The organism is Rhodoferax sp. GT1R46 (assembly GCF_056521285.1).
In genome coordinates this window covers 754,171-768,695 of record NZ_JBWMBC010000001.1, presented here as the reverse complement: position 1 = coordinate 768,695, position 14,525 = coordinate 754,171, and the positions used below count along the sequence as shown (strand labels likewise).

13 protein-coding genes are annotated in these 14,525 nt (G+C 58.8%); 3 read left to right on the top strand and 10 right to left on the bottom strand.

Annotation, left to right across the window (positions count from 1 at the left end; genetic code table 11):
• Positions 1–5: 5 nt before the first annotated feature.
• The 5 genes from AC097W_RS03590 to AC097W_RS03570 all read right to left on the bottom strand — a co-directional run bounded on the left by AC097W_RS03590 (position 6) and on the right by AC097W_RS03570 (position 5,444).
• Positions 6–602 (bottom strand): CoxG family protein, encoded by a 597-nt coding sequence (locus AC097W_RS03590; RefSeq protein ID WP_479600945.1) that lies wholly within the window; start codon positions 600–602, stop codon positions 6–8.
• Between the two features lie 66 nt (positions 603–668).
• On the bottom strand, positions 669–3,095 hold the full coding sequence (locus AC097W_RS03585) for an aerobic carbon-monoxide dehydrogenase large subunit (protein ID WP_479600944.1): 2,427 nt from the start codon (positions 3,093–3,095) through the stop codon (positions 669–671).
• A 30-nt stretch (positions 3,096–3,125) separates the two neighbouring features.
• Positions 3,126–3,614: a (2Fe-2S)-binding protein gene (locus AC097W_RS03580; protein ID WP_479600943.1), complete on the bottom strand. Its 489-nt coding sequence runs from the start codon at positions 3,612–3,614 to the stop codon at positions 3,126–3,128.
• A gap of 25 nt (positions 3,615–3,639) precedes the next feature.
• A complete protein-coding gene (locus tag AC097W_RS03575) occupies positions 3,640–4,503 on the bottom strand; it encodes an FAD binding domain-containing protein (RefSeq protein WP_479600942.1) in 864 nt (287 codons plus the stop codon).
• A gap of 140 nt (positions 4,504–4,643) precedes the next feature.
• Positions 4,644–5,444: a LytTR family DNA-binding domain-containing protein gene (locus tag AC097W_RS03570; protein WP_479600941.1), complete on the bottom strand. Its 801-nt coding sequence runs from the start codon at positions 5,442–5,444 to the stop codon at positions 4,644–4,646.
• Positions 5,445–5,719: 275 nt separating this feature from the next.
• Here AC097W_RS03570 and AC097W_RS03565 point away from each other — a divergent pair, with 275 nt between their 5' ends.
• A complete protein-coding gene (locus tag AC097W_RS03565) occupies positions 5,720–6,406 on the top strand; it encodes a hypothetical protein (protein WP_479600940.1) in 687 nt (228 codons plus the stop codon).
• Between the two features lie 94 nt (positions 6,407–6,500).
• Here the strand turns inward: AC097W_RS03565 and AC097W_RS03560 are convergent, their stop codons facing one another.
• Positions 6,501–7,508 (bottom strand): adenosine kinase, encoded by a 1,008-nt coding sequence (locus tag AC097W_RS03560; protein WP_479600939.1) that lies wholly within the window; start codon positions 7,506–7,508, stop codon positions 6,501–6,503.
• Between the two features lie 14 nt (positions 7,509–7,522).
• Positions 7,523–8,299 carry a ferredoxin--NADP reductase gene (locus tag AC097W_RS03555; protein ID WP_479600938.1) on the bottom strand — a complete coding sequence of 259 codons (777 nt, stop codon included), beginning with the start codon at positions 8,297–8,299 and terminating at the stop codon, positions 7,523–7,525.
• 139 nt (positions 8,300–8,438) lie between these two features.
• Between AC097W_RS03555 and AC097W_RS03550 the strand changes: the two genes are divergently transcribed.
• Positions 8,439–8,813: a thioredoxin family protein gene (locus AC097W_RS03550; protein WP_479600937.1), complete on the top strand. Its 375-nt coding sequence runs from the start codon at positions 8,439–8,441 to the stop codon at positions 8,811–8,813.
• 33 nt (positions 8,814–8,846) lie between these two features.
• Here AC097W_RS03550 and AC097W_RS03545 read toward each other — a convergent pair whose 3' ends face one another.
• From AC097W_RS03545 to AC097W_RS03535, 3 genes are all read right to left on the bottom strand, one after another.
• Positions 8,847–9,365: a TlpA family protein disulfide reductase gene (locus AC097W_RS03545; protein WP_479600936.1), complete on the bottom strand. Its 519-nt coding sequence runs from the start codon at positions 9,363–9,365 to the stop codon at positions 8,847–8,849.
• Positions 9,366–9,437: 72 nt separating this feature from the next.
• Positions 9,438–12,095, bottom strand: a complete 2,658-nt coding sequence (gene alaS, locus AC097W_RS03540; RefSeq protein WP_479600935.1) for an alanine--tRNA ligase — start codon at positions 12,093–12,095, stop codon at positions 9,438–9,440.
• Positions 12,096–12,155: 60 nt separating this feature from the next.
• A complete protein-coding gene (locus AC097W_RS03535) occupies positions 12,156–13,085 on the bottom strand; it encodes a LysR family transcriptional regulator (protein ID WP_479600934.1) in 930 nt (309 codons plus the stop codon).
• A gap of 258 nt (positions 13,086–13,343) precedes the next feature.
• Here AC097W_RS03535 and AC097W_RS03530 point away from each other — a divergent pair, with 258 nt between their 5' ends.
• Complete coding sequence (locus tag AC097W_RS03530; RefSeq protein WP_479600933.1) at positions 13,344–14,501, top strand: ABC transporter substrate-binding protein; 1,158 nt, start codon at positions 13,344–13,346, stop codon at positions 14,499–14,501.
• Positions 14,502–14,525 lie beyond the last annotated feature (24 nt).

Genomic DNA, 14,525 nt, shown 5'->3' with positions numbered 1-14,525 from the left:
GGACCTCAGGACTTGCGACCAAAAAGGCCACGAAAGAAATTGACAATCAAGGCCCATACCAAGCCCAGGGCATTGAACTCCTTGGCGACCACGGGGGCTACCGGTGGCGGGGCTAAAGTCGCCTCACCCGCAGCGGCCACTGGCCCCTGAACGACCGCAGCCTTCTGTGAAAAAGTCTCGGCGAACTGGCCCAGGATCATGTCGGACACCGAGGTCATCATCCGCCCACCGAACTGGGCAAACTTGCCATTGACAATCACTTCGGCATGGCCCTGCAAAGTGCATGTTCCGTCTGCAGCTTCGAGCAGGTTGGCCGTCAATTCCATGGATGCCGAAGAACCGCTTTTGTCTGCGCCCTTGCCCATCATTTTCAGGGTTTTGGTCGCCGGATCGAGTATCAAAATTTCGATGGTTCCCGCAAATGCGGCAACCGCCGGTCCCACCTTGACACGTACCGCCCCTTTGTAATGGGTGGCATCGATCACTTCGGTAATTTGCGCACCCGGCATACAGGTCGCCAATTCATTCATGTTGGACAAAACAGTCCAGGCAGCATTCACACCGGACGCAACAGGGTACTGTTTATCGAGAATAACTTCCATGACTACTTTCTAAAAAAACATGAGGGCTGCTGCGCCAGGGCGCAGCAGCCCCAAAACGACTGTCCATTAGCTGGCAATGCCGACTTTCTTGAGCTCCTGCCAGACGCGATACGCAGAGTGCGGCATATTGAAGTGGGTCACACCCAAATGGGCGAATGCATCCACCATCGCGCTGGTGAAGGTTGGAATACTGCCCACGTGCGGAGACTCTGCCACGCCCTTGGCCCCGATGGGGTGGTGCGGCGACGGGGTGACGGTGTAGTCGGTCTCCCACTTCGGTGTTTCCACTGCGGTCGGCAGGAAATAGTCCATGAGGGTGTTGCCCTGAATGTTGCCTTGCTTGTCAAACGACAGCAGTTGGCCCATAGCCACGGCAAACCCTTCGGTCAAACCACCGTGGATTTGCCCTTCAATCACCATCGGGTTGATACGGGTTCCGCAATCGTCCAAGGCATAGAAGCGCCGAATCTTGGTCTCGCCCGTGCCCTTGTCTATGTCCACCACGCACAGGTAGATTCCGAACGGGAAGGTGAAATTGGGGGGATCGTAATAATGCACCGCCTCCAGTCCAGGCTCCAGCCCGGGTGGTGGCTGGTTGTACGCCGCCCAGGCGATGTCCTTCATGGTTTTGAATTTGTCGTCGTTGCCACGCACCTTGAAGCGGTCAATTTCCCATTCAAGATCCGCTTCGCTGACTTCCATCAAGTGTGCGGCGATCTTCTTGGCTTTTGCGTGAATTTTGCGTGAGGCCATGGCTACGGCTGCGCCGCCTACCGGCGTGGAACGGGACCCATACGTGCCCAAGCCGTAGGGTGCCGTGTGGGTATCACCCTCCTCCACCTGAATCACTTCAGAGGAAATACCCAACTCGGTGGCGATGATTTGCGCATACGTGGTCTGGTGCGCTTGTCCCTGCGAGATGGTGCCCATACGCGCTATCGCACTGCCCGTGGGGTGCACGCGAATCTCGCAGGAATCGAACATGCCCACGCCCAGAATGTCGCAAATCTTGCTAGGGCCTGCACCCACCACTTCCGTGAACGACACCAGGCCGATTCCCATCAACGTGGGGCAATCGGGGTCCGCACGTTTGGCGGCCTGTTCGGCACGCAAGCCTTGGTAGTCCACCGCCTTCAGCACTTTGTCCAGTGCGGTCTGGTAGTCACCCGAATCGTACTCAAACCCGAACGCCGAGGTGTAGGGGAACTGTTCCCGCTTGATGAAGTTTTTAGCGCGAATCTCGGCCTTGTCCATACCCAGTTTTTGCGCCAGTACGTCCACCATGCGCTCCACCAGGTACACCGCCTCGGTGACCCGGAAAGAGCAGCGATAGGCCACGCCACCAGGTGCCTTGTTGGTATACACGCCATCCACCCGGCAGTAGGCGTCTTTGATGTCATAGGCTCCCGAGACAATGTGGAACATGCCGGCCGGGAACTTGGTCGGGTCCGCACAGGCGTCAAACGCACCGTGGTCCGCAATGACGTTGGTGCGCAGCGCCAATATCTTGCCGTCCGCCGTGGCGGCCAATTCGCCGGTCATGTGATAGTCACGGGCAAAGGCGGTGCTGGACAGGTTCTCGATCCGGTCTTCCACCCACTTCACCGGCTTGCCCAGCACAATGCTGGAGACGATGGCGCAGACATAGCCGGGGTAGATACCGACCTTGTTCCCAAACCCGCCACCAATATCGGGCGAGATGATCCGCACCTTGGACTCCGGAATGCCGGAGAGCATGGACACCACGGTGCGCACAACGTGCGGTGCCTGGCTGGTGATCCAGGTCGTGAGCTCGCCGCGCACCGGGTCAAAAGACGCCACACATCCACAGGTCTCCAGTGGGCAGGGGTGCACCCGCGGGTAGTGCATGTCTTGCTTGACGGTCACCGGAGCGCTGGCAAACGCTGCGTCGGTCGCGTCTTTGTTGCCAGCATCCCACGTAAAGATATGGTTGTGGTGGTAGCGCTTTCCATGCGCACCTTCTGTCTTGCCGACGAGGTCTTCGCGGATTACCGGAGCACCTTCCTTCAGCGCCTCAAAGGGATCCACCACCACGGGCAGCTCTTCGTATTCGACTTCGACCGCTTCCACGCCATCCGCAGCGGAGTAGCGATCTTCGGCGATGACGACCGCCACCTCCTGCATCTGAAAATGGACTTTTCCGTCGGCCAGTACCGCTGCCACGTCGCCCGCAAGCGTAGGCATCCAGTGCAGCTTGAGGGGCTTGAGGTCTTCGGCCGTCAGGACGGCAATCACACCGGGAATCTTCAGCGCCGCTTCCTTGTTGATGCTCTTGATTCTTGCGTGGGCCAACGGCGAGCGAACAATGTCCATATGCAGCATGCCGGGCATCTTGATATCGTCTACGTAATTCCCCTTGCCCTGGATAAACCGGGCGTCTTCCTTGCGCAGGCGCGACTCGCCCAAGCCCATCAGGGCTTTTTCACGGTCCAGCATCAGCGCTTTTTCGCGATCACTCAGTGGTGCATTCATGTCTGTCTCCTTAGTTTTAGACGGCTGCAATTACGCAGCCACCTTTTCTTGTTGCAGAGCCCGGGCAGCATGCAGCACTGCTTTCACAATATTTTGGTAACCCGTGCAGCGGCACAGATTGCCCGACATGCCGACGCGCACTTCCTCTTCCGTAGGGTCCGGGTTTTCCTGCAACAGACGGGATGCACGCATCAGCATGCCGGGCGTGCAAAATCCGCACTGCAGCCCATGCTCCTTGTAGAAACCCTCTTGCACCGCATGCAATACGCCGCCTTGTGCAAGGCCTTCAACCGTATCCACCACGCTGCCCTCACATTGCACAGCCAGGTGGGTGCAACTTTTGACAGACTGTCCGTCAATGTCCACCGTGCAGGCACCGCAGTGGCTGGTTTCGCAGCCAATATGGGCACCGGTCAGGTTCATTTTTTCACGCAGAAAGTGAATCAGCAAAGTACGGGGCTCCACCACCTCTTCCACCTTGCGACCATTCAGGGTCATCGACACCATTTGTTTTGTCATCGCGTTATTTCCTTGTACGGGGTTTTTAGCTGCAGCGCGAGGCGGCAGTGAGAATGGCACGCTTGGTCATCTCACCGGCCATGGCGGTTTTGTATTCAATATCACCGCGCAAATCTTCCGCAGGATCGCAGGCGGCGCGCACGGCTTTCACTACTGCATCCAGCGTGGCATCGTTCAGGGGTTTGCCCATCAGTGCGGCTTCCGCGGCAGTCGCGCGCAATGCAGTCGGTGCCACATTCGTCAGACCAATGCTTGCTTGCGTAACCACACCCCCTGACATACGCAGAACCACGGCGGCACCGGCGGTAGCCCAGTCGCCCGTCTTGCGCTTGAGTTTTTGGTAGGCATAGCCGGTGCCGGCAGCGAATGGCGCGATCAGTATGGCGGTCAGTATTTCGTTCTCGGCCAACTCGGTCATGTAGGTGCCATGAAAGAAATCAACCGCCTTGACTTTGCGCTCGCCATTTGGGCCCTGCAGGACAAACGTGGCATCCAGTGCCATGGCAATGGCCGGATGGTCGTTACCAGGGTCGCCGTGCGCAATGTCTCCACCGATCGTTCCGCGGTTACGCACCTGCGGGTCAGCAATCAACAAAGCAGCTTCTGGAAGCAGCGGCAATTTATCCTGCAGCAACCTGGAGGCGATGAGCTCATTCTCGGATGTCATCGCTCCGATTCGAATCACGCCGCCTTCTTCTCGACTCCCCCGAAGCTCAGGGATGCGATTGATATCAATCAGCGTGCCTGGCTGGGCAAAACGCAGCTTCATCATGGGGAGCAAGCTGTGCCCACCTGCTAGCAGTTTTGCATCCTCGCCCAGCGTGGACAGCAATGAAATCGCTTCTCCGATAGATCGCGGTGCATGGTAATCAAATGCGGGTGGAATCACGTTGGCTCCTTATGGTTCTTGGCTGAAACTAACCGCTGAACTCTAGTGCCGACGATTCCGGACCGGGAAGCTAAACAATCAACTGGCGTCGCCAGCGCACGAATGGCAACCAGAATGCACGAACGAAAACCAGACCGCGATCAGTGCTTGCTCAGCACCGCATCGGCCAAACCAAGACGCTCCATCAGTCGCGGTGTGCTGGCGCGAGACACAGGAACCTCCAGCGGTATGGAACTCAGCATGCGCAATGTCACGCGGCCGTCCTCCCGGACGATCTCGTCGACATGGGACAAGTTGACGATGTAACTCCGGTGCACGCGCAGAAACAATTTTGGATCCAGCCGGCTCTCAAGGTCGCTAATGTTCAGGTTGCAAAACTGGCTGCCTTGCGCGGTGTGAACCCAGGTGTAATGCCCTTCCGAGCGGATGAAAGAAACACTGGCCACATCGACCAGTAACACGCGGTTCTGTTTGACGGTAGGGATTTTGAGCAGTTGACGCTTTTCACTGTCTTCGCGACCCGAACGGACATTGCTGCCGCTGTCGATTTCTTGGCTCACCACATCCGTGATGTCGTAGAACAGCAGGGTGTACCCCGTGGTTTTACCTTGCATATCTCCCACCTTGGACACCTTGATCAACAACACCCGATCGGGAATATTGATCATCATTGCCATGGGCGGCGGATTGTTGACCGGGCACTCCGCTTGCCCCAGCAGGAATTGGACCTTGGCCTTGGCGGCCTCCGGATGAAACGAGGTAACCAGTTTTCCGAATGGCATTTTTTCCTCCACCGGAAGGCTGCGGCGCGCAAAGTCATTCATGCCAATGACATGCAGTTCCCGATCGAGATGAACAACACCTACATCAAACCGCTCAAGCAAATACAGCCAGGAATTAGGGGACGATACCGGTACAGGATTAAAAGGACAAGATGCCATGGTGGTGCTCTTATGTATCTGGGCAACTCGGCACAAATCACTTCGTGATTCATATCAGACACTCGTGCAAGCTGGAAGCGCTTCGTTCAGATCTCAGTGCAGCACCGAAAACACGAACTACAGTGCAACAGCATTTGTGTTCTGCGAGAAGACACCCAATTACGTTTCGTGCGAATATGCGCAGCGAGATATTGATTGGCATGTGGCCACTTCGCCACGGGGTTTACCCTGACTTTCGCGGGACGCTTCAACTATTGGATAGATTGAGCATCACTATGACCACCGCGAATCCCCAGGCACACTGGCTGGCACGCAGCATCGGTTCTGCCATCTTCACGCCGGCCATTTTGATCGTGTTGGTGGCAGTGACCCTGCTGTCGCTCAGCCGTACGCCGACGCACATGGACAGCGCCATGCGAACAGTCGTGCTGGCCACGCTGGTAATGGTTGCGATGGGCTGTGCGGCCCTGGCCTGGATTCGGCCCCAGCGGGTGGGCCTGTCACCTCCCCACGTCATGCTCTCCCTGGGATTCGGAGGCATGCTCCTGGGGCTTTTGTATGACGTATCTCAGGCAGGGCCTGAACGCCTGAATAATTTGTGTGCGCAGTCGTCATCGGCGAGCTTTTTTGAAAGCTTGCAGCTACACATTGCGTTTCTACCGGGAATGCATGCAGGCATGCTGGCTGGCGGTTTGCTGGCCATTCCCAGCCTGAGGGTGTTACGACCCCACTGCGGCCGCTACCTGTGCTCTCTGTTTGCGCAAAACCTGATGTGTTCTGGATGGATGCTTATTGGTATGACGCTGGGGGCACTTTGGCTATCGCGTTGGCCGGTCGTGCCCGCCGCTTACGCCTTGTCAGGGATGCTTGGCGGCATGTTCGTTGGCATGACCTGGGGCATGGTCATCAGTGTCGCCCTGTACCGGACCTTTTTTTGGCTCAAGGGCTGCACACGCGACTGAACCCTCGCCCATCAAAGCCAGCAACCGGATACGCCGCCACGTATTCATTGCATCTTTGGACCGCTAAAGAATGGCGCGTCAGGGGAACGGCCTTTCAGGCCGCCACGTGCTGCGCAAAGCGCGCTTTGACGTCTGACATGACCTCATTGGTCAATCGGTTGCCGTACTGGCTTACAACTTGCCCGGCGGACTGGTTGGCCAGCCATGCAGCCTGGGCGTGGCTGTGACCGTGCGTTGCAGCATACAAAAAGGCCCCGGCAAACATGTCACCCGCACCGTTGGTGTCAATCGCCTTCACCGGGGCTGCAGGCACCTCGGTCTGCATACCGCCTTCGAGCACGATGCAGCCTTTGGCGCTGCGGGTCAGGCACACAACACGCGCCTGCTGGCTCATTTTTTGACAGATCACCGACAGGTCTTGTGTACCGCACCAGACCTGGGCTTCTTCTTCATTGCAGAAAAGGTAGTCGAGGCCATCACCGACCATCGCATCGAGGCCCGCGCGGCAGAAATTGATCATGCTCATATCGCTCAGGGTCGCCGCCAGTGCAACCCCTGCTGCCTTGGCAACCGCGCGTCCCTGCAAAGCGGCGTCCAGCCCGGTAGGCGACGCCGCCAGGTAACCTTCCATGTAGTAGACCTTGGATTTCGCAATATCGTGCGGGTGCAAAGCGGTGTGATCCAGATCGGCAGTAGCGCCCAAAAATGTGCTCATGCTGCGCTCTGCATCCGGCGTCACCATCACCATGCAGCTGCCGGTCTGACCGTCCAGTGGTTTGGTGTGGTTCAAATTGGTGGCTACGCCGTTGGCAGCCAGGTCTTCGCGGAAAAAGGCACCCAGTTCGTCGTCGGCCACCCGGCATGAGTAAAAGGCCCGCCCGCCCAATTGGGCCATCGCGACGACCGTATTTCCCGCAGAGCCACCACCGGTGCGCCGTGCATGCATGCCGTGCACTTGTGCCAGCAGCGCTGCGCGCCGTGCGGTGTCAATCAGGGTCATGTGCCGCTTCTCCACACCCATGGCTTGCAGCTGGGCATCGGTCACTTCGTATTCAGAATCCACCAAGGCGTTGCCGATGGCGTAGAGATCGTAATGGGACATGGGGTGGGTCTTATTTATTGTTCGGCAAACGCGCGTTCGATGACGAAGTCGCCCTGCTTGGTGGTGTTGCCTTCCATGAAGCCACGCTTCTCCAGCATGTGCTTCAAGTCGCGCAGCATGGCCGGGCTGCCGCAGAGCATGACCCGGTCGTGTTCAGGATTGAGCTTGGGCAGGCCCAGGTCCGCTTCAATCTTGCCGGCTTCAAACAGATCGGGGATACGGCCGCGGTTCTTGAAGGTTTCGCGCGTGACCGTGGGGTAATACAGCATCTGGTTGGTGACCATTTCGCCCAGGAATTCGTTCTTGGGCAGGTCATGGGTGAGGTACTCGAAGTAGGCCAGCTCAGCGACTTCGCGCACACCGTGCACCAGGATCACCTTTTCATACTTGGCGTAGGTTTCCGGATCGCGGACAATGCTCAGGAACGGTGCCACGCCGGTGCCCGTGCCCAACAAGTACAGGTTTTTTCCGGGTAACAGGTAGTCAATCAACAGAGTGCCCGTGGGTTTGCGCCCCACTACGATCTTGTCGCCGACCTTGATGTGCTGAAGGCGCGAGGTGAGCGGGCCATCCTGCACCTTGATGCTCAAAAACTCCAGATGGTCTTCGTAATTGGCGCTGACGATGCTGTAAGCGCGCAGCAGGGGTTTGCCTGTTTCCAGACGCAGACCGATCATCGTGAAATGCCCGTTGGAAAAGCGCAATGTCTGGTCACGCGTGGTGGTAAAGCTGAACAGGCGGTCTGTCCAGTGGTGAACGCTTAATACGGTTTCATCCAGAAATGCACTCATGACGGCCCTTGCTATAGTTCAAAACGATCTTGGGGAAAACCCTCTAGTGTAAAACGTCCGGGGACTGATCCCGTGCAGCGAGTCAAAGTTGCGACTTTGCCGGGCGGAAAAGCCGCTTTTTTTCTGCGATCATTGCCGCATGCCGACTTCACCCAACGCTCCGGAACACACCCTATTGGTCGCCTGCCTGTGCGCGAACTGGTGTGGCACCTGCCGGGAATACCAACCGCTGTTCGAGCAACTGCTAGCCAAGTTCCCTGGTATGCGATTCCTGTGGATTGACGTCGAAGACGAAGCCGATCTGGTCGACCCGATCGAAGTGGAGAACTTTCCCACCCTGCTGATTGCCACGCAAAAAAAAGCCTTGTTTTTTGGCACGATCACGCCGCACCTGGCGACGCTTCAGCGCCTCATTGAATCCCATCTGGGTAGCAGTGCACGGCCATTGGCTCCCTCGCCGGACCTGGATGGACTGGTGCAACGGCTGTGGCACCGCACCGCTTCACGCGCGTAAGGCTATCAGCCATCGCGACTCAGCCTGACTGCCCTACAGCAGTGGCGCAATCAGCCGGGCCGCTTCCGTGCCCAGCCAATCCACTTCACCGCGAACGACCGCATGCACGCGACCGTCTGAGCCAATCAATACTGTCGTGGGAAACACCTTGACCCCCCACTGGCGTGCGATCGCGCCCTGAGGATCCAGCAACACCGGCAGTTTCAATTCCGTTCGCCGGACGAACTGTGTGGCGGTAGTGCTGGACTCCTTGAAGTTCACAGCCAGTACAACCACTTTTTGCGGCTCACGGAACTCGACAAGATCTTGCAGAGCAGGCATTTCTGCGCGGCAGGGTTCGCACCAGCTGGCCCAAAAATTGATCAGCACCGCCTTACCGCGCAATTCCTTCAACTTCCAGACTTTGCCATTGAGGTCTGACGCCTCCAGGGCAGGCACCGGCGTACGCGGATCCCAGCGCTGCACATCGAACCCTTGAGCCCGAACGCCATTGCCGGCGAACGCTGCCGCGCAGGCCAGCATCAAAAGTAGGCTTCGGCGAGAAGAATTCATAGTCATATCGACCTCTAGCCCACGTGGAATATGCGTAGGCAGCTACACATTTGATAGCAAACTCATCGCCAGTCAGAGCTTGGCAGTCACCCAGGCCTGCACGCTGGCCAACGCGCCTGCCAGCTTGGCCGGCTCGGTGCCACCCGCCATGGCCATGTCGGCCTTGCCGCCGCCCTTGCCGCCCACTTGCGCCGCAATGAAGTTGACCAGTTCGCCGGCCTTGACCTTGCCCGTGGTGTCGGGCGTCACGCCCACGGCGATTTGCACTTTGTCGCCATCCACCACGCCCAGCACAATGACGGCCGTTTTGAGCTTGTCCTTGAGCTTGTCCATGGTGTCACGCAGGGTCTTGCTGTCGGCACCATCGAGCGTAGCGACCAACAGCTTCACGCCGTTCAGGTCCAGCGCCTGCGACAGCATCTCGTCGCCCTGGGCAGAAGCCAGCTTGCCCTTGAGGGCCGCCACTTCTTTTTCCAATGCGCGCGCATGATCCACCACCTGATGCAGGCGGCCCGCCAGCTCCGCTACGGGGGCCTTCAAGGTGGCTGCCGCAGCACTCACTGTGTCTTCCAGGTCCTGCAGGTAAGTCAGCGCATGCTGGCCGGTGATGGCTTCGATGCGGCGAATGCCGGCGGCAACGCCACTCTCACCCACCACCTTGAACAAACCTATGTCGCCCGCGCGCTGCACATGGGTGCCGCCGCAGAGTTCGCGGCTGCTGCCAATGTCGAGCACGCGCACGGTTTCGCCGTACTTTTCGCCAAACAGCATCATGGCGCCGGTCTTTTGGGCGGACTCAATGTCCATGACCCGCGCCTGCGTGGCCGCATTGGTCAGGATTTCGGCGTTTACACGCACTTCAATTTCGCGGATTTGCGCGTCGGTGACCGGTGCGTTGTGCGCAAAGTCAAAACGGGTGCGCTCGGCGTTGACCAGGCTGCCCTTTTGCTGCACGTGGTCACCCAGCACTTCGCGCAGGGCCTTGTGCATCAGGTGGGTAGCCGAGTGGTTGCGCACGGTGGAGGCGCGCAGCACGGTGTCCACATGCGCGGTAACCGCGTCACCGACTTTGAGGCTACCGGTCTTGAGCGTACCGTGGTGGCCAAACACATCGGCCTTGATCTTTTGCGTGTCGCCCACTTCAAACAGGGATGCGTCACAGAAGATGGCGCCTTCGTCACCCACCTGGCCGCCGCTCTCGGCGTAAAACGGGGTGGTGTCCAGCACCACAACGCCTTGTTGACCCGCATTTAGCACGTTAACCGGCGTACCGTCTGCGTAGAGTGCTACAACTTTAGTAGCACTGGTCAGCTGCTCGTAGCCGACAAAGTCGGTGGACACACCGGAGTATTCCAGCGCGCGGTCCATTTTGAACTTGCCCGCCGCACGGCCCTTGGCCTTTTGCTGCTCCATGGCGGCGTGGAAACCGGCTTCGTCCACCTCCACCCCGTTTTCGCGACACACGTCGGCGCTCAGGTCCAGCGGAAAGCCGTAGGTGTCGTGCAGCTTGAAGGCCACATCGCCTGGCAACAGCTTGACCTTTGCCACGCCGGTGGAACCATCAATCCCCAACGCGTCGTCCAGAATTTCCATACCGGTGGCCAGTGTTTCAAAGAAACGCTCCTCTTCCACCCGCAACACTTCGGTAATGCGTGCCTGCTGCGCCGCCAGATTGGGATAGGCCTCACCCATCACCACCACCAGGTCGCCCACCAGCTTGTGGAAAAACGGCGTCTTCTGGCCCAACTTGTAGCCGTGGCGAATAGCGCGGCGGATGATGCGGCGCTGCACGTAGCCCCGGCCTTCGTTACCGGGAATGACGCCATCGCTCACAAGGAACGCGGTGGCGCGGATGTGGTCGGCAATCACGCGCAGGCTCTTGTTTTGCAGATCGGCACAACCGGTTTCGCGAGCCGCTGCCTTGATTAGCGCGTCAAAAATGTCGATTTCGTAGTTGCTATGCACATGCTGCAGGATCGCCGCCAGGCGCTCCAGGCCCATGCCAGTGTCCACGCAGGGTGCGGGCAATTTGTGAAGGCTGCCGTCCGTCTGCATGTCGAACTGCATGAACACGTGGTTCCAGATTTCAATGAAGCGGTCGCCGTCTTCCCCCGGGCTGCCGGGGGGGCCACCAGGGATGTGGTCGCCATGGTCGTAAAAAATTTCAGAGCAGGGGCCGCAAGGGCCGGTGTCGGCCATCATCCAGAAGTTGTCGGACTGGTATTTCTTGCCGCCCTTTTTGTCCCCGATGCGGATCACGCGCTCGGGCGGCAGGCCAATCTCCTGGGTCCAGATGTCGTAAGCCTCGTCGTCGTCGATGTAAACCGTGGCCAGCAGCTTGTCAGCCGGCAAACCGTAGACCTGGGTCAACAGCTCCCACCCCCATTTGAGGGAGTCGCGCTTGAAGTAGTCACCAAAACTCCAGTTGCCCAGCATCTCGAAGAAGGTGTGGTGGCGCGCGGTGTACCCCACGTTCTCCAGATCGTTGTGCTTGCCGCCAGCGCGCAAGCAGGCTTGCACCGAGGCCGCACGCACATAGCCGCGCTTGTCCGCACCCAAAAACACATCCTTGAACTGCACCATGCCCGAATTGGTAAACATCAGGGTGGGGTCGTTGCCGGGAACCAGGGGGCTGCTGGCAACTACGGTATGGCCTTTCGAGGCGAAGAAGTCGAGAAAGGTTTTGCGAATGTCGGCGACACTCATGGTGGGCTGGCTGGACTGGGTCATGGCAATTCGATCTGTGGGCAAAAGTTCGGCAGGAATCAAGCTGCCTATTATCGCCCGAGCTCAGCGCAGATAGGTTCCACCCACCGAAGCAGAACCTTCCAGGGTGGGCCGCACGGCTGTTAGAAAGTTGCGCAACGATTCCGGTTGCGCCGCCCCCTTGCGCCAGGCCAACCCCACCTCCAGATGCGGCAGGCTTTGCGCCAGCGGCCGCGCCTCGATACGGTCACCCTCCAGCGACCAGGGCCGGTACAACATATCGGGCAACACAGAGCAACCCGCCCCAGTGGCCACCAGACTGCGCACCGCCTCCACCGACGAGGTGCGGATCAGCACCGTGGGGTCCACTCCGCCGGCATTCCACAGCGCCGTGGTGGCATCGCCCAACTCGTCCACCTGCAGCAGGATGAGAGATTGCTGGGCCAACTCGGTGGCCTGGACTTTTTCTTCCCCCGCCAGCCGGTGGTTGACCGGGCACCATACGCGCCAGCCCGAACGCAGAATCGTTTCGGTCTCCAATGCATGGTGGTTCTGCAACTGCGACACCACGATCAGCGCCACGTCGAGTTCGCCGCTGACCAGCAGGTGTTCCAGGTAATCGCGCCGGTCTTCGGTAATTTGCACCGTGATGCGCGGGAACACCCGGCGGAATCGGTCCAGTAGAAACGGCAGATAGTAGCCCACCATCAGGCTGGTCACACCAATGTTCAGGTGTCCCGTGACCGTGTGGGGGCGCGACGAGAGCGCATCGCGCGCATTGCGCATGGCCACTTCAATCTGGTGGGCGTGGCGCAAAAACTGGTGTCCGGCATGGGTCAGCGACATGCCGCGCGCGCGCCGGTCAAACAACAAGGTGCCCAGGTCGGCCTCGATCTGGGCAATGGCTTGCGACACCACCGACTGCGAAACCCCCAGCCCGTGGATAGCCGCCGTGATCGAGCCCGCTTCCGCGACCGCTATGAAATATCGAATACCTTTAAATGAAGTGCTCATTTTCGAAATTTAGGCACCATTTCAGACCTTTAGACGGGTAAACCCTTGCATGCACCACTTTGGACCCTGGGGTAAACCACTACATTTACGCCATTTGGTGCGATGTTTCTGTTTTACCGATGGATTCTATCGGAGGCGGCGTCTGGATGGGGACGCGCAAGCCGCCTACCATTCCTGCCAGGCCCCGATCGCGCAGGCGACCAGCCGGTTTTCGGCCCGCAGACCGTGGGCTGTGTCCTCAACATTTGGAGAGTTTTCATGTCACAAACCCGCGCTTTACTAACAGGTCTGCTGGCCGTAGCCACCGCAGCGTCCAGTGTCGCCGCTCCTCCCGCTGCCGTTGGCAAGGGCGAGGGCAAACTCAACATCATCGCGTGGGCAGGTTACGTTGAGCGCGGCGAATCCGACAAAGCGTATGACTGGGTTAGCGGCTTCGAAAAAGCGTCCGGCTGCAAGGTCAACGTCAAGACCGCTGCCACCTCCGACGAAATGGTGTCCCTGATGAAGCTCGGTGGCTACGACCTGGTCACTGCCTCTGGCGATGCCAGTCTGCGCCTGATCGCATCCAAGTTGGTGCAGGAAATCAACCCCGCACTCGTACCCAGCTACAAAAACGTGGACGCACGCCTGCAAGATGCCGCCTGGCACACGGTCGATGGCAAGCACTTCGGCGTGCCCTACCAGTGGGGCCCCAACGTGCTGATGTACAACACCAACGTATTCAAGAAGGCACCCGATTCCTGGTCTGTGGTGTTTGAAGAACAAAAGCTGCCTGACGGCAAATCCAACAAGGGCCGCGTACAGGCGTATGACGGCGCCATCTATCTGGCCGACGCCGCCCTGTACCTGATGTCCAAAAAGCCCGAGCTGGGCATCAAAGACCCGTATGAGCTCAACGACAAGCAATACGCTGCCGTGCTGGAACTGTTGCGCGCCCAGAAAAAGCTGACGCACCGCTACTGGCATGACTCCACCGTTCAAATGAACGACTTCAAAAACGAAGGCGTTGTAGCTTCCGGCTCATGGGGTTACCAGGTCAACACCCTGACCGGAGAAAAGCCACCACAGCCCGTCGCGTCCACCATCCCCAAAGAAGGTGTGACCGGCTGGGCTGACACCACCATGCTACACGCCAATGCCAAGAACGTGAACTGTGCCTACCAATGGATGGAACACTCCCTGAGCGACAGCGTTCAGGCGCCGCTGGCCGAGTGGTTTGGTGCCGCCCCCGTGCGCGCTGCAGCCTGCAAGGCCAAAGCGCCCGGTGGCAGCGACTTCTGCAAGGACAACGGCTACGACCGCTTCACACAAGTCAAGTTCTGGAAGACACCCCAGACCAAGTGCAGCACCCAGGGCACCTGCGTCCCGTACTCCAAGTGGACGATGGACTACATCGCCATCATGGGCGGCCGCTGATTTTTGTTTGAATGGTTAAAGGGT

What these genes read in the sequence shown, in the direction of transcription:
- AC097W_RS03590 (WP_479600945.1), bottom strand. Translation starts at nt 602, where the DNA reads ATGGAAGTTATTCTCGATAAACAGTACCCTGTTGCGTCCGGTGTGAAT.
- AC097W_RS03585 (WP_479600944.1), bottom strand. Translation starts at nt 3,095, where the DNA reads ATGAATGCACCACTGAGTGATCGCGAAAAAGCGCTGATGCTGGACCGT.
- AC097W_RS03580 (WP_479600943.1), bottom strand. Translation starts at nt 3,614, where the DNA reads ATGACAAAACAAATGGTGTCGATGACCCTGAATGGTCGCAAGGTGGAA.
- AC097W_RS03570 (WP_479600941.1), bottom strand. Translation starts at nt 5,444, where the DNA reads ATGGCATCTTGTCCTTTTAATCCTGTACCGGTATCGTCCCCTAATTCC.
- AC097W_RS03565 (WP_479600940.1), top strand. Translation starts at nt 5,720, where the DNA reads ATGACCACCGCGAATCCCCAGGCACACTGGCTGGCACGCAGCATCGGT.
- AC097W_RS03560 (WP_479600939.1), bottom strand. Translation starts at nt 7,508, where the DNA reads ATGTCCCATTACGATCTCTACGCCATCGGCAACGCCTTGGTGGATTCT.
- AC097W_RS03555 (WP_479600938.1), bottom strand. Translation starts at nt 8,299, where the DNA reads ATGAGTGCATTTCTGGATGAAACCGTATTAAGCGTTCACCACTGGACA.
- AC097W_RS03550 (WP_479600937.1), top strand. Translation starts at nt 8,439, where the DNA reads ATGCCGACTTCACCCAACGCTCCGGAACACACCCTATTGGTCGCCTGC.
- AC097W_RS03545 (WP_479600936.1), bottom strand. Translation starts at nt 9,365, where the DNA reads ATGAATTCTTCTCGCCGAAGCCTACTTTTGATGCTGGCCTGCGCGGCA.
- alaS (WP_479600935.1), bottom strand. Translation starts at nt 12,095, where the DNA reads ATGACCCAGTCCAGCCAGCCCACCATGAGTGTCGCCGACATTCGCAAA.
- AC097W_RS03535 (WP_479600934.1), bottom strand. Translation starts at nt 13,085, where the DNA reads ATGAGCACTTCATTTAAAGGTATTCGATATTTCATAGCGGTCGCGGAA.
- AC097W_RS03530 (WP_479600933.1), top strand. Translation starts at nt 13,344, where the DNA reads ATGTCACAAACCCGCGCTTTACTAACAGGTCTGCTGGCCGTAGCCACC.